At 35.0% G+C, this 14,286-nt stretch carries 17 protein-coding genes, 2 tRNA genes and 1 pseudogene; 8 read left to right on the top strand and 12 right to left on the bottom strand.

Going from position 1 to position 14,286, the window contains the following annotated elements:
- Positions 1-52: 52 nt before the first annotated feature.
- From iscX to rpsD, 3 genes are all read right to left on the bottom strand, one after another.
- Positions 53-268, bottom strand: coding sequence for a Fe-S cluster assembly protein IscX (gene iscX, locus NOX90_RS03165; RefSeq protein ID WP_375604475.1), 216 nt, complete (start codon positions 266-268; stop codon positions 53-55).
- 30 nt (positions 269-298) lie between these two features.
- Positions 299-385: transfer RNA gene (locus NOX90_RS03160), tRNA-Leu, on the bottom strand.
- A gap of 9 nt (positions 386-394) precedes the next feature.
- Complete coding sequence (gene rpsD / locus NOX90_RS03155; protein WP_375604589.1) at positions 395-1,009, bottom strand: 30S ribosomal protein S4; 615 nt, start codon at positions 1,007-1,009, stop codon at positions 395-397.
- A 105-nt stretch (positions 1,010-1,114) separates the two neighbouring features.
- On the opposite strand from rpsD, the gene tkt reads away from it, so the two are divergent.
- On the top strand, positions 1,115-3,157 hold the full coding sequence (gene tkt / locus NOX90_RS03150) for a transketolase (RefSeq protein ID WP_375604474.1): 2,043 nt from the start codon (positions 1,115-1,117) through the stop codon (positions 3,155-3,157).
- Between the two features lie 166 nt (positions 3,158-3,323).
- Here tkt and NOX90_RS03145 read toward each other — a convergent pair whose 3' ends face one another.
- The 4 genes from NOX90_RS03145 to NOX90_RS03130 all read right to left on the bottom strand — a co-directional run bounded on the left by NOX90_RS03145 (position 3,324) and on the right by NOX90_RS03130 (position 7,136).
- Entirely contained in the window at positions 3,324-4,100 is a 777-nt protein-coding gene (locus NOX90_RS03145) for an IS4 family transposase (protein ID WP_375604473.1), read from the bottom strand.
- A 32-nt stretch (positions 4,101-4,132) separates the two neighbouring features.
- A complete protein-coding gene (locus NOX90_RS03140) occupies positions 4,133-5,080 on the bottom strand; it encodes an IS5 family transposase (RefSeq protein WP_375603607.1) in 948 nt (315 codons plus the stop codon).
- Positions 5,081-6,181: 1,101 nt separating this feature from the next.
- The gene (locus NOX90_RS03135) at positions 6,182-6,337 is read right to left on the bottom strand and encodes a hypothetical protein (RefSeq protein WP_375603647.1); all 156 of its coding nucleotides are present in this window, start codon (positions 6,335-6,337) and stop codon (positions 6,182-6,184) included.
- A 73-nt stretch (positions 6,338-6,410) separates the two neighbouring features.
- Entirely contained in the window at positions 6,411-7,136 is a 726-nt protein-coding gene (locus NOX90_RS03130; protein WP_375604472.1) for an ABC transporter ATP-binding protein, read from the bottom strand.
- Positions 7,137-7,282: 146 nt separating this feature from the next.
- Here NOX90_RS03130 and NOX90_RS03125 point away from each other — a divergent pair.
- Together NOX90_RS03125 and NOX90_RS03120 are read left to right on the top strand one after the other, a co-directional pair.
- Positions 7,283-7,356, top strand: a tRNA-Arg gene (locus NOX90_RS03125).
- 291 nt (positions 7,357-7,647) lie between these two features.
- A pseudogene (locus tag NOX90_RS03120) lies at positions 7,648-8,648 on the top strand (pyruvate dehydrogenase complex E1 component subunit beta).
- A 5-nt stretch (positions 8,649-8,653) separates the two neighbouring features.
- Here the strand turns inward: NOX90_RS03120 and NOX90_RS03115 are convergent.
- Complete coding sequence (locus tag NOX90_RS03115; RefSeq protein ID WP_375604471.1) at positions 8,654-9,010, bottom strand: TrbC/VirB2 family protein; 357 nt, start codon at positions 9,008-9,010, stop codon at positions 8,654-8,656.
- Positions 9,011-9,286: 276 nt separating this feature from the next.
- Between NOX90_RS03115 and NOX90_RS03110 the strand changes: the two genes are divergently transcribed.
- Positions 9,287-9,652 carry a transposase gene (locus NOX90_RS03110; protein ID WP_375603639.1) on the top strand — a complete coding sequence of 122 codons (366 nt, stop codon included), beginning with the start codon at positions 9,287-9,289 and terminating at the stop codon, positions 9,650-9,652.
- Positions 9,595-10,053, top strand: a complete 459-nt coding sequence (locus NOX90_RS03105; protein ID WP_375604575.1) for a transposase — start codon at positions 9,595-9,597, stop codon at positions 10,051-10,053. The genes NOX90_RS03110 and NOX90_RS03105 overlap by 58 nt, the downstream gene beginning before the upstream one ends.
- Here NOX90_RS03105 and NOX90_RS03100 read toward each other — a convergent pair.
- The 3 genes from NOX90_RS03100 to NOX90_RS03090 are packed head-to-tail and all read right to left on the bottom strand — an operon-like array spanning position 10,039 to position 10,711.
- Positions 10,039-10,299 carry a hypothetical protein gene (locus NOX90_RS03100; protein WP_375604470.1) on the bottom strand — a complete coding sequence of 87 codons (261 nt, stop codon included), beginning with the start codon at positions 10,297-10,299 and terminating at the stop codon, positions 10,039-10,041. The two genes, NOX90_RS03105 and NOX90_RS03100, sit on opposite strands and share 15 nt — an antisense overlap.
- A 51-nt stretch (positions 10,300-10,350) precedes the next feature.
- Positions 10,351-10,533 (bottom strand): hypothetical protein, encoded by a 183-nt coding sequence (locus NOX90_RS03095; RefSeq protein WP_375604469.1) that lies wholly within the window; start codon positions 10,531-10,533, stop codon positions 10,351-10,353.
- A 55-nt stretch (positions 10,534-10,588) separates the two neighbouring features.
- Positions 10,589-10,711, bottom strand: coding sequence for a hypothetical protein (locus tag NOX90_RS03090; protein ID WP_375604468.1), 123 nt, complete (start codon positions 10,709-10,711; stop codon positions 10,589-10,591).
- Positions 10,712-10,882: 171 nt separating this feature from the next.
- Between NOX90_RS03090 and NOX90_RS03085 the strand changes: the two genes are divergently transcribed.
- From NOX90_RS03085 to tsaB, 3 genes are all read left to right on the top strand, one after another.
- Entirely contained in the window at positions 10,883-11,503 is a 621-nt protein-coding gene (locus tag NOX90_RS03085) for a hypothetical protein (RefSeq protein ID WP_375604467.1), read from the top strand.
- A 272-nt stretch (positions 11,504-11,775) separates the two neighbouring features.
- Positions 11,776-12,906, top strand: coding sequence for a cation:dicarboxylate symporter family transporter (locus NOX90_RS03080; protein WP_375604588.1), 1,131 nt, complete (start codon positions 11,776-11,778; stop codon positions 12,904-12,906).
- The gene (gene tsaB / locus NOX90_RS03075) at positions 12,906-13,490 is read left to right on the top strand and encodes a tRNA (adenosine(37)-N6)-threonylcarbamoyltransferase complex dimerization subunit type 1 TsaB (RefSeq protein ID WP_265021948.1); all 585 of its coding nucleotides are present in this window, start codon (positions 12,906-12,908) and stop codon (positions 13,488-13,490) included. Before NOX90_RS03080 ends, tsaB begins: the two co-directional genes overlap by 1 nt.
- Here the strand turns inward: tsaB and NOX90_RS03070 are convergent.
- Entirely contained in the window at positions 13,485-14,108 is a 624-nt protein-coding gene (locus NOX90_RS03070; protein WP_375604466.1) for a hypothetical protein, read from the bottom strand. The two genes, tsaB and NOX90_RS03070, sit on opposite strands and share 6 nt — an antisense overlap.
- Positions 14,109-14,286 lie beyond the last annotated feature (178 nt).

Genomic DNA, 14,286 nt, shown 5'->3' with positions numbered 1-14,286 from the left:
TGTTGTTTAATGCTACTAATATTTTTCTGAAAAGCAATAATTGCAATAGAAATCACATTTGCGTATGGTTTATTGCTAATCTTTCCTCAATCCAAGCTGCTTGAATGGCTTCGAGTATTTTTTCGTTACAGCGTTTTTCATCATCATCAAATTCCTCTAAACTCAAGACCTTTTTTTTAAGCTCAGTGAATCTGATACTAATTATATTCTCATCTGGAAATTTTTCCTCCAGAGCTTCTACAATATCTTCTACATCAAGCCATTTCATACTTTTTTGTATTTATCTGCTAAGTTAAATTGGTGCCCATGGGGAGACTTGAACTCCCAAGGTCGCAAAACCCACGGATTTTAAGTCCGCTGCGTCTACCGATTCCGCCACACGGGCTTTTTTTATCTATCTAGAGTAAAACTCTATTACTAAATTGACTCCCATGTCTGCTGAATAAGGAACCTCAGAATATTGAGGCGACCTCAAATATTTCACTGAATGCTCTTTACTATCTGCTTCTAAATAATCCGGGGCCTTGCGCTCTTGTCTTTGCGCAGTCTCTACTACTATAGGGATTTTTGCTGCCCTTTCTCTTATTTTTATTATATCACCTGGTTTCACTCGATAACTCGATATGTTAACCACCTTATCATTAACTGTAACGTGTTTATGAGATATGAGCTGCTTTGCTGAGTAAATTGTTGGAACAAGACCAGAGTGGTATAAAACAGAACTCAATCTCGATTCTAAGATACCGATAAAATTATCAGCCGTATAACCCTTTCTGTTATAAGCATCTAAAAATGTACGTCTGAGCTGCTTACTTGAAATCGCGTAGTAAAACTTAAATTTCTTATGTGCAGCAAACTGCTTACCAAAGTCAGATAACTTCTTAAATCCAAGAATACCATGTTGACCTGGAGGGTATTTCCTTTTGTTTACTGGGTCTTTAGCTCTACCCCATAAATTTACACCAAGTCTACGGCTAATCCTATACTTTCTAGTGATAACAGTTGTCATATAAAAACTCTCACGATTCAACTCTAGATTATTAAGGATTTTGGCACTTAGTGTCAACTTGTTTTTGTTGGTATAATCTTTTATACTTCATTTTTAAGTTTTTCTATGAATCATCTACCTTTGGAATCTATGGCAAACGCCATCCGTTTTTTATCAATTAATTCAGTACAAAAAGTGAACTCTGGGCACCCAGGTATGCCACTTGGCATGGCAGATGTTGCAACTGTTTTGTTTGCTAAATATCTGAATCATAATCCTGATGATTCTAAATGGTTCAATAGGGATCGCTTTGTTTTATCAAACGGTCATGGGTCAATGTTACTATATTCAATATTATATTTGACAGGTTATATTAGCATAGATGAGCTAAAGAACTTCAGGCAAATGGGATTCAAGACCCCAGGTCATCCAGAGTTTGGCTTGACTTTCGGAGTAGAGGCAACAACAGGCCCGCTCGGTCAGGGGTTTGCCACTGCTGTTGGTATGGCACTTGCTGAATCGATTCTTAAAGAACAATTTGGAGATAGCTTAATTAATCACTACACTTACGTGATGCTAGGGGATGGCTGTCTTATGGAAGGAATAAGCCATGAAGCAGCATCACTTGCTGGGCATCTTAAATTGAATAAGCTCATAGCCCTTTTTGATGATAATGATATCTCTATAGATGGCGCTACTTGCCTTTCCTGCTCTGATGATGTAGAGAAACGCTTCTTAGCGTATGGATGGAATATTGACAAAATTGATGGCCATGATTTTGATGCCATATCCTTTGCAATAGAGCAAGCAAAAAAGTCTGATAAACCTACAATGATCTGCTGCAAAACCATTATCGGAAAGTTTTCAAGCCGTGCTGGCACATCCTCTGCTCACAGTGGTGCTTTTTCGGAGGAAGACATCAAACAGATGAGAGAGAAATTAAACTGGAATTATGAACCATTCCATGTGCCAGAAGATGTGAAAAATGCCTGGAAGAAAACTGTTGAGAGAGCAAAACAAAACTACACGATGTCATTCCAGCGCGTGACCAAGAAAGAAGAAAAAGAATGGATCCCAGTTTCAAGCACTGGGATGACAAAAGAGAATGCTGGGATGACAGGGTATCATGCAGAACTTCAAAGGCGGATAGATAAACGCCTACCAGATAATATCGATAGTGTTTTGGCTGGTCTAAAGAAACAAATATGTAAGCTAATGCCAAACGAAGCTACTCGATCTTCTTTTGGCAGAGTAATGGAACTTTTAACTGAGTCTATGCCGGAATTAATCGGCGGTTCTGCTGATCTTACTGGGTCAAATTGCACTAAATATAAGCACATGCAGGTAATAGATAGTAATAATTATAGTGGTTCTTATGTCCACTATGGAGTGAGAGAGCACGCTATGGCAGCATGTATGAATGGTATGGCACTTCACGGCGCGATTCTTCCTTATGGCGGCACTTTTTTGGTATTTTCTGACTACTGCCGTCCTGCTATACGTCTTTCAGCTTTGATGAAACAGCAGGTTATGTATGTCATGACTCATGACTCAATTGGAGTGGGAGAAGATGGTCCAACTCACCAACCAATAGAGCATTTAGCCTCTTTGCGCGCTATACCAAATTTGTATGTTTTTAGGCCAGCCGATGCAGTTGAAACTCTAGAGTGTGTTAGCATTGCACTCGAAAAAAAAGAGTCACCTGCACTGTTTGCGCTTTCAAGGCAAAATGTCAATTACATGCATTCTGATATCGATCAATCTACCAATCCATCGAAGTTTGGTGCATATGTTTTGTGTGAATGTTCAAAAGAATTAAAAGTGACAATATTTGCTACTGGATCTGAAGTTGAAATTGCAGTTGAAGCAAGGGAAAAATTGCAGGAAAAAGGCATAAGTACAAGGGTTGTTTCTATGCCATGCTGGAGGCTTTTTGACGAGCAAAGTGATGAATATAAAGCGGCGATATTAAATAATGACAGCATCAAAGTTGCAATTGAAGCCGGAAGTGAAATGGGTTGGCATAAATATATAGGTTCAAACGGTATATTTATTGGCATGAAAAGCTTCGGAGAATCAGCACCTTATAAAACACTCTATGAGCATTTTAATATCAGTGCTGATCGCGTAGTAAAATGTGTGTGTGAGAAACTGGTTTACATTCAGTAGACCTCTTGTATAACCATATGAAAGCCCACTCTTCTTTGTCATTCCAGCGCGTGACGTTATTTCCATCCAAGATGGTGTCATGAAAGTAGCTGACATATAACTGTACGAACATTGTCTACCAGGAAGGTGTTATCCCAGTGCCCAGACCCCATAAGTGTTGAAAGTATCAAAAATAACGTGATATGAGATGATCAACGGCATGTAAATTACCTCCCGACAGTAAAACAATCGAACGTATAAAAGAGTCATTTAGATCCAATGTGAATTGCAGTAATGCTATTTTGAACCCATGTAGATTATTTTTGATTTTATAAACAAGAAATAACAAAGCCGTAATAATAATCATGTAAATATACACCTTCATGCCATTCATAGTATGGCTTAAAAAGTGCTTATATCCAAGATTTTGCTTTATAAATTTAAAGAACACTTCTATATCCCATCTGCGCCTATATAGCTCTGTTACTTCATAAGCTGGCATTTCAAACAAGTTTGTCAAAAACCATATTTCATCTCCAATTTTATTTCTGATTTTTATTAGCCGTAGATCATGCTTTTCTGCCACTTTACCTCGTGCACGATAAAGATTAACTATTATATCTTCTAAAATCTCTGATCCATCCGATTTTTGTTCTCTTATAACTTTGTTCCTGCTTATAACATCATGTTTTCTTCCCACTTTAACTCTTGTGATAAATTTGTACTCCTTTTCATCAAATTCGGCAAAAGTTCCAACTTTTCTGATTCCTCTATCAAATAATAAAATATCCTCTTTTTCAACTTTAGCTTCATTAATTGCTCTCACTAATGCTATATCTTCACTACTTTCTTCTTGTCCTTTACAAAATCTTATACTTGTCGGCAATTGATCCTTTAATCCTACACTCACTTTAACTTGACTGTCGTTACTTTTACCGCCTATTTTTAGCCGGCTTTGTTGCATGGCTACCAATGAGAAGGTGTGATGTAAGGGATTTACGAGGCAAATTCGAAAATAGGCATACCGATATCAGTAAATTTGTTAATCAAGTAGCATTTTAAGATCATCTCTTGAGAACGATTTATTTTGGATTTATTCTTAAAACTAAATCCAAATGTTTTTTTAACCCTAAAGAAAAAACTCTCAATACGTGATCGTGTTCCATACCTTGTCTTCTTTTTCCACTGACTTAAATTGTATGCTTTTCTTATATTGATGTTCTTATTTCGTTCCGATAAATGATCTATATCATTGTAGATTTTTGCATTTTTTCTCGGCTTTATTATGGGTTTTAAATTATACTTATTGCATAACTTATATAAATTTGCTGTATCATAAGCTCCATCTGCACGAAGAGACTTAATCTTATAGATATCACCTATTTCTTTTAGTATTTCCGATGCTGATACGCTATCATGTGAAAGGAAATTAGTATATCGAGTTGTTATTGCCTTTTTACTGTTTATATCTAAAGCAACATGTAGCTTTCTTGCTTGATTTCTACCATTATATTTCCTTATCTTGGCATTATCTTTGTTATGTTGAGTGCTGTTGCTATAAATATGGATTACTGTACTATCTATAGCAATTTCAATATTCTCCATATCATTTTTATCTGTTCTGTGATCACACAGTTTCAAATTAAGTTTGTTTAGTCGGCGACAAGCCTGTGAATAGCTCATCACTTGCAGATTCTTCCCTATACCTTCTAAATATCCTTTTATGAATCCAACTGCTTGCCTTAAACCTATTCTAAATAGATTAACAATTATATGTATTGCAATGACAACTTTATCGCTGTAAATGTTATTTCCACCTGCAACCTTTTCTGAAATTTCATACCAGTTTTCTATAGCTTCATCAATGAAATGAAAGACATTTCCTCTTTTTTCTAAAAATTGATTATACTCGTTATTGTTACTGACTTTCATTTTCTGTGGCATACACTCCCTAAAGCATTCATTTTTCAATAGAGTAACCACTTCTTTTTTTAATTTTCTCTCTTTTTTTCTCCTATCTCTACTCGCTATGCAACAAAGCCCCCTTACTCAGAAAAAGTGGAGAGACAGGGATTTTTATAGTACAATAAAATGTTTTAGAACGCTAACTTTTTACGACTAATAACATTATTTTAGTTGGTATATATTTCCATATTTTTTATTAATAAGTTAATCACTCTTTGCCTAATTAGCACAACTACCTGTTATCTAAGTGGAGAGAGGTTACTTTCTCCACTTAGATAACACGCTAGCTGTTTTTGGTTGCTGGAAATGGTTCTCTAATTGCGTACAAGTCAACAATAATTTTCACATAGATCAAAATAGCATATTTCCTCCATAATCCTTGATATAAATTAAAAATAGCATGCTTCCATGGTTCTCTCCGCGGTCTGATATGGCTAGTTTAATTTTAGCCAAGCCGCACTATACTTGTTAGGNNGCGGAAGTGGATGGCAACATGTTGTTTACGAAGTCTACGCTTCAACCATAGCTCTTGCTTATCCCTTCCATCGGCATTACTATCTTTACTTTCAATAAAATTATTGGGTAGTCCTCAACAACTCATGATGAGGTTGTAGTGATGGACGAAATTCCAAATGGCACCTATATGGTTGCTTAAACTCTTGGAAAATGACAAAGTTTTTCTGACTAAACCTTTGCCACATTGTGCAATTAAACCGCTCTATATAGACCAGAGTGTTTATAAACTTGAAGTATTGCTGGAAAATTTGCAGTATAAGAGTCTAGTTTATCAGAAATAAAAGTAGCATTCTTGCTATATGCTTGTTTTGAAATAGTTTAGCTGCATCTTCACTGCCTCAACATGTAACCCAATTATCTGTCTGGTTCATTGCCAACCACACTTTTTTTGTCTTCTTACCAACAAAACTCCACATTTCGTCGCATTCTACTACTATTTTACGTTTGTTGGTATTGACTCTATATGGCTCCTCAATTTTTTTTTACGTTGTTGTATTTTTTATTTACATAATTTTGTAAATGGGTTTCTGAGATTGCTGTAACTCTTCCGCTATAGAAATTCTTTCAACTATCTACTAAATTCCATTCTTCCTGTGTAATATACTTTTTCTTTGCATTTTCCACGAATTGCTTGCCACATTCTTTGCATTTATATTGTTGTTTTCCGCTTTTCAACTTACCGTTCTTAACGCACCTGCCGCTGCACTTAATACATTCCATTCTAGTATAATATTTCTTACCTTATACTAGCTTTTTTTCCTCAAGATATATTTATATCATGAGTTGTTGAGGACTATCTAGAAGAGAGCTCACTAAAAAACTTTGCTAGCGTAGCATCTTTAGGCCTATGGTATATGTCGCTAGAAACTCCTGATTGAATAATTTTACCATTTTCCATTACGTAGATAAAATCTGCAACTTCCAATGCTTCTTGCGGGTCATGAGTTACTATTAGCACAGGGATATTTTTACTTCTAAAAAGGGACAATACATGTTGTCTTGTTTCGCACTTGCGCATTATATCTAAATTAGAAAATGGTTCATCTAGCAACACAACATCAGGATTTTGTGCCATCACTCTTGCTATTGCAACTAATTGTTGCTGTCCTCCAGATAAAGCGTTAGGGTAGATATTTTCATATTTTGCTATATCGAGTAACTTCAAGATTTCCAATGCAATGAGGTGCTTTTCTCTATTGGAAAAGCTGCGGATAGCAAAGGCTATATTTTGCACTACTGTTTTGTTAGGAAATAATGCAGGATGCTGAAAAACCAATCCAATATTTCTATGCTCTATAGCAACTGATGCCTTATTGCTTGCAACTAACCTATCATTTATAAAAATGGTTCCAGATTTTGGATTTTCTATCCCCGCAATTAACTTCAAAATTGTTGACTTGCCACAGCCAGACTCCCCCATNAAACATGCAACATTTCCTTTCTTTACTTTAATGTTTATATTGCTTAAAACAAAGTTGTTTTGATTGTTATAAAAATAACCAATGTTGTTAACTAGCATTAATCTTACTTAAACCATGTTATTAAATATAATAGCATTATACTCAAGAAGTACAGAAATGTTTTGTCGTCATAAATTGGTTATGCAAGAAATCTAGGAAAGAGAAGGATTTTTTGCTATAACTTTACATACATGGTAGGAAACACGGGACTATAGCTCAGCAGGATAGAGTGTTGGACTCCTAATCCGAAGGTCGTGCGTTCGAATCGCACTAGTCCCACCCGTTCAAACTTTTCTCTATAGTGTTTAGTATAACATAAAACCAGCCACAATAGCCTGTTTTAACCACCTATATATACAGCCTTTTTGTCTAATTATTTGCCCAAAAATTCCTATTTTCTTCATAATCTGTTGATTTTCTAACAATATTAAATGTGACCTTACCCACCACTGAATTGAAATAAGTAGCTACTCAAAGTTCAGTACAACATGGTGTTTGTAAAACTTAATTTGTACGCTTCCTAGTAATTCTGATATAGTTACTTTAGTTAAAGTCTACAAAAGTTTATAAATGGCAACCTTAAGTGTAAGAGAAGCTTTATGCACAGCAATTAGAGAAGAAATGCAAAACGACCCTGATGTGCTTATCATGGGTGAAGAAGTTGCAGAGTATGATGGTGCTTATAAAGTAACGAAAGGATTACTGAAAGAGTTTGGAGAAAGTAGGGTAATTGATACACCTATTACCGAACATGGATTTGCTGGCCTTGCTGTTGGAGCAGCATTTGCTGGATTAAAGCCAATAGTCGAGTTTATGACTTTTAATTTTTCTATGCAGGCTATTGACCAAATTGTGAATTCCGCAGCAAAAACGAATTATATGTCAGGTGGGCAACTTGGATGCCCCATAGTATTTCGTGGGCCAAATGGTGCTGCAGCAAGAGTTGCTGCACAACACTCTCAATGCTTTGCATCTTGGTATTCGCATATACCGGGATTAAAAGTGATAGCACCTTACTTCGCCTCCGATTGCAGAGGTTTGCTTAAAGCTGCAGTTCGTGACCTGAGTCCGGTAATATTTCTAGAAAACGAAATAGCTTACGGACATGAACATGAAGTTTCTGACTCTGAGCTGTCAAATAAAGATTATCTACTTGAGATAGGCAAAGCTGCTGTTATAAGAGAGGGAAAGGATGTAACTATCACTGCTTTCTCATTAAAATTAATGGATGCTTTAAACGCAGCAGATTTACTTTCAGGTGAAGGTATAGAAGCTGAAGTTATTGACCTTAGAACCTTAAGACCACTTGACACTCAAACTGTTATTAACTCTATTCAGAAGACTAATAGATTAGTTAGTGTAGAAGAAGGATGGCCATTTGCAGGAATAGGAGCAGAGCTGTCAGCCGTTGTCATGGAACAAGGATTTGACTACCTTGATGCTCCAGTTATACGTGTAACTGGCAAGGATATCCCCTTACCTTATGCTACAAATCTGGAANAAAAAGCATTACCACAAGTGGAAGATATAGTTGAAGCCGTGCGTCNNAGGTCTGTTTTAGAAAAAAATAACCCTATTAGTTCTTTTTTGTGTCTCCTGTTCCACATTGGTCCATCAAAGAAGTATTTCCTGTGCCGCCTATACCACCCATTACTTTTGTCACAATAGTTTTAGCACCGAAAAATACAGCACAAAATACACCAAGTGCAAAAAGAGCTGGCCATGGCATTCTACCAAATATCGCAAGCAAAGCTGCACCTATTATCACTACGGTCATAAGCGGTCCGCCTATTCCCCAAACGTAGCCAATGATATTACATATTACTTGAGCAGTTGTATCGTCATTGGCGTTAGCAGCACTCCCAACATGAGAGAAAGAAATAAATAATACTATAAGAAAAATATTGAAAATTCTCTTGATTGTAGGGTTCATCCCTATACCTTAAATTTAGATATTGCAATTATACCTAAAATACTATAATTTTTAGTAAAACTAGCATAAAGATTAAACGGTGCCACGAAAGTAGTTAACTGCACGAATATTGTGCTACCAGGAGGGCGGCTTTGTTGCATAGCAAGTAGAGATAGGAGAAAAAAAGAGAGAAAATTAAAAAAGAAGTGGTTACTCTATTGAAAAATGAATGCTTTAGAGCATGTCTTCAAACTAAGTAGAAAGGAGTTAAGAAGTGTGTTATAAGATATATTTTAAATGTACCCAAGCGATATAAGTGACAAAGAATGGAAGATGATAGAGCAATATTTTGAACCTAAAAAGACCGGCAGACCAAGAAAACACAGTATCAGAACGATTATCGATGCAATAAGGTATGTGATGAGAACAGGCTGTCAATGGAGACAACTACCTAAGAATTTTCCACCATGGAAAACCGTGTATAGTTGTAATTCGCGTTTAAAAAAAAGTGGAATATGGCAAGAAATTCATGATTTTCTAGTTAAAAAACTAAGAAAGATAATTGGTAAGAATGAAACTCCATCAGTAGGAATAATTGACAGTCAATCAGTAAAAACCACTCAAAAAGGGGATCCAGAGGATATGATGCTGGCAAGAAAGTAAAGGGTAGAAAACGCCACATCGTTGTAGATACTCTAGGTCTTGTAATTGCTGCTGAAGTACACAGTGCAAGCATTCAAGATCGTGATGGTGCACTAAATCTTTTTGTTCAAGCCAAATGCAAAGCTCCAACATTACGTAAGTTTTTTGCTGATCAAGGATATACAGGTAAATTGCAAAACCGCTGTTTATTGGAAACTGGATGTTTGTTGACGATTACCAAGAAAGTAGTTGATACAGGATTTCAGGTTATTCCTAAACGTTGGATTGTTGAGAGAACCTTTGCTTGGCTCTCCAATTTTAGACGTATGAGTAAGGATTATGAGCATTCTCCTCTCACTTCAAAAAATAACATCTTTTTTAATATGATCACTATTATGCTTCACAAATTAGCTCATTCTTGAGTTTGAAGACATGCTCTTAAATACCAAATTTACTTCATCAAGATCAATGTTGACTTCTTTTACTAATGTCCTAATAAGACTACGTTTAGCTTGCCAATCTAGGTGTTCCAATTCCGATTTAACACTAGAATAAAAGCCCTTTATGCTATTTATAATAAGATTCATTTGCTGCCGTAGTTCCTTTTGATCAATCACCTTTTTCTTCTCTCCTTCAATCTCTTTTAAACGTTGCTTCATTTTTTTCATTGCCTGCTTAAATTCTTCCTTACTTATATATTTTTCCTCACTTGTATTCTCTTAACTATAATAATTGTTTATAAGTTCTTTAATACTTTGTTTTAATTGACTCTCACGTCTTGCAAACCTTTCATCTAATAATTTATTCTTATGTTCTGAAATTCTACATTGGTACTCCTTCACCATCCTATCTGGATTTTTTAATACACTTTTTACTTCTTCCCACACACCTGTTTCTAACACTCCTTATTTTTATTATTCTTAACTTACTTATTTTAAGTGTCAGATCAAGTCCTATTTAATACAAAGGCAATATGAGCTTACTATTTACTGCAAGTGCTGCTTTATAATGGTTTGTTGCAATATGATCCTTCAACTGCTCTAAAAATTCTGTATATTCTTTTGCTATAATTTTTGTCATACGGTTATTTTTAATCCATTATATAATTCTTTGTCTGTCGAGAAGGCAATCTTTCGCTTGCCTGCAACTTTGAAGGGATTCCTTATTTACTTCAAACTTGTCCATCAACTAAAATATATTGACTTTACATGCAATATTAGCTTTAAACCAGTAAAACAAGCTGCTTAACATATGCGTTTTTTCTATTCTAATTACATTCTTTTTTTATCTTCATGTTGTTTTCTGCTTTTTTCGTTACCTTCAACAAAAGCCCAAACGAATGATACGTCAGTTGTTCTTATACCACAAAGGAAAAAAGAATTGGTTGAGCACACTGTTGTAACACAACCGAGGCAAATTATCGAAATGCAAGAAGAAGTCATTATTAACGAGGGTAAAGAATTCATTCCAGTTCCAAAAAGANAAAAAAGTGTAGAGAAGAAACTAAGAAGGGATGTTAAAGAGGCAAAGAATGAAGTAGGAAACGAAAAAAGCGTTGAGAGCAAAAAGGATGAATTAGTTGTAACAGAAATTATTAACTCTATAAGAGACAAACTTACAAAATGCTGGAGCATTCCTGAAAGCATAGCTTACAAAGAAAATTTTAGTATAAAAATCAACTTATTATTATCCAGTCAAGGTGAGATAATTATGGCCGATGTAGCAGACAGTGATTCCTATCGAAATAATCCACTTTTCAGGTCGATAGCAGATAACGCAATGCGTGCAGTATATAAATGTAGCCCATTAACCGGCTTGCCTACTCAGCACCACCACATTTGGCGTGAAGTAACACTAGACTTTATTCTATAGGTAAAGTAATTGCAGCTGCATGAATGTTGTGAACGTCACATTTCACATGAAAATGTAATTCAATCATGGAATTGCGTACAAAATAGATTCCAGATACAAATGTCATGCTACTTGGGTAACATCCTTCCTAGTGGATTAAAATCAAAATATTCGTACAGTACGCGCGGAAAAGCTGCTTGTCTTTCATAATGTTTCGTAGCAATAGGCAGTTTTGCTTTACTTAACAACTAACTTACCATATATATGTCCATAGAACATTGGTATATAAGAACGTGCTACAACTACTAATCTTACTCACGGTCATCACTTCAGCTGCATTCTTTGGTCATTTAGTTCCAATGGAAATAAAAACCTTCTTGTACTCAGTGAGCCTTAGTATAAAAGAGGTTTTGCTATTTATAATGCCTTTTGTTATTTTTGCGTTAATCTTTAGCAGTGTTAACAATCTTAAGCAGTCAGCTATAAAGTTTATATTATTACTTATTATAATGATCTTCTTATCGAATCTGGCTTCAAGTTTAATAGCTTATTCTGTTGGACATTTTATCATACAAAACACTCATTCAATACAAGACATAACGTATGAAGAAACAATTGTTCCTTTATGGTCGTTTAGGCTGCCGCTACTCCTTTCTAATTTTTATGCCCTTGCTTGTGGATTTGTATCCAGCATAGTAGTGTCCACATTGCTACCCAAGAAAAGCAAAGAGCTTTCGAACAAAATGTTAGATTTAACTCTCTTTATTTTGAAAACGTTTTTGACGCCGATTATTCCAATATTTGTACTTGGGCTTGCTTTAAAAATGCAGCATGATCAAGTTTTATCTATAATATTTAAGGATTACTCAATAATTTTCATTATTATAGCATCTGCAACCTACCTTTATGTTTTCCTCTTATATGGAGCAGCAAATTCATTCAAGGTTACAAGCTGGATAGCTAGTATAGGCAATATGATACCGGCATTTATTACTGCAATGAGCACAATGTCTAGTAATGCAACTATGCCGCTTACTCTTGAAGGAAGCAAAAAAAATGCAAAGCAACCTGACATAGCATCGTCTGTTGTACCAATAACTGCTAGCTTTCATTTAGTAGGTGATTGCTTTTTTATTATAATATTATCAATGATAATTGCCTCCGGTTATTCATTGTTCACAATAGATTATGTAACTTTTCTTCTCTATTTTTTGTTATTTAAGTTTGCTATCGTGGCAGTGCCGGCAGGAGGAATTATGGTAATGCTACCTATTCTTGAGAAATATCTCAAATTCTCTCCAGAAATGCTTTCGTTAATTACAGCATTGTATATAGTGTTTGATCCAATAATCACTTCAGCAAATGTTATGGGTAATGGTGCCTTTACTATGATGTTTGCAAAACTCTATGATAAGCTTAAGTAATGTCTATTTTAGCGATTGATACTGTAGGTATTGGTAGTTCAATAGCAATAGTTGATTATGATGGTAATTGTTTTGTAGAGCGCAATTCCACCAGCAATAGTCATGCAGAATCATTTTTTAAAACTTTAAATACTTTATTTAATAAGCACAATTATAACTACGATAAAATAGACCATTTAGCGGTAGTAGTTGGACCAGGAAGTTTCACTGGAATTAGAGTTGGTATATCAGCTGCACAAGGTATAAATCTTGCTACAAATAAGCCGTTATACGGAGTTAATGCACTGGAAGTTCAAGCCTATGCAATATCTTTGCTTTGTACAAATAGCAAAAAAAATATCAGAGCTATAATCAAAAATGCTCAAGGGTTTTATACGCAGTTATTTGATTTCAATTTATTGCCGCTGTCTGGTCCAACTGCAGCATGTGACCCTGGTCACGCTACAAGCAGTACACATATGGATTGCAATTTAAATGCTAGCCATGCAGGACTATTAGTTCATTATAGACTGAAGAACAAGCAAAAATTAAATGAAGTTGAAGCTCTATATTTAAATGAGCCTCAGTATATGAAATTGCTATAGATTATTCTTTTGCATACACGCAATTTGGCTAAGCTTGTGCATCTGGTTTACTATCTCTTGAGCTACTTCTTTTATACTCATATTTGAATTTTCTATCTCTATGGTACTCGGTGGTATAAATGAATCGTTAGTCCTCAATTTCTCTATAACGCTATTTACATTAATCACCCTCCTATTTTTTCTTTGCCTTTTTAATGCAATACGCTTTTGTAATGTCGGTAAATCGCACCTGAGTACTACAGGAAGGATTTCTGTGCCCATTTTTTTACTAAGCCTTACTATTAAGTCATACATCCTCATACCCTGGTCATTATTTTTTGTTAACTCATCAATAAATATGTAATTTTTTGAATCAATTGGATAATTTTCTATTGCCTGAAGCATAATTTGTGTAATGCCATATATTCTCTCTTGAACTTCTTTAGGAATTTGATCATGTTCAAAGACACCATTGTATATAGAGCAAATTTGAGTGTTGTTAGAGAAGCTACTATCTACAATTAATGCGTCTATCATACTGGATAATTCTATTGCTGTGGAAAGTTTACCACTTCCTGAAAGACCAGAGAGGTATATGAAAAATCCTGTTAGCTGTTTTTCTGTATTAATATTTACCATATTATCTTTAATGTTAAAATCTACACTTATAATAACATAAAAATGAAGCTTTAAAACATATGAAATATTATATAGAAAATTATTTTTATGGTTAAGATATTATGTAATTTAGAAAGATAAATTCTATATAATAACGATAACTATTTTTAAGCAAGTTACAACACAAAAGTGTTTGGTA

The organism is Wolbachia endosymbiont of Anurida maritima (assembly GCF_042182995.1).
Taxonomy (GTDB): domain Bacteria; phylum Pseudomonadota; class Alphaproteobacteria; order Rickettsiales; family Anaplasmataceae; genus Wolbachia.
This window is presented reverse-complemented; position numbering and strand designations above follow the sequence as displayed.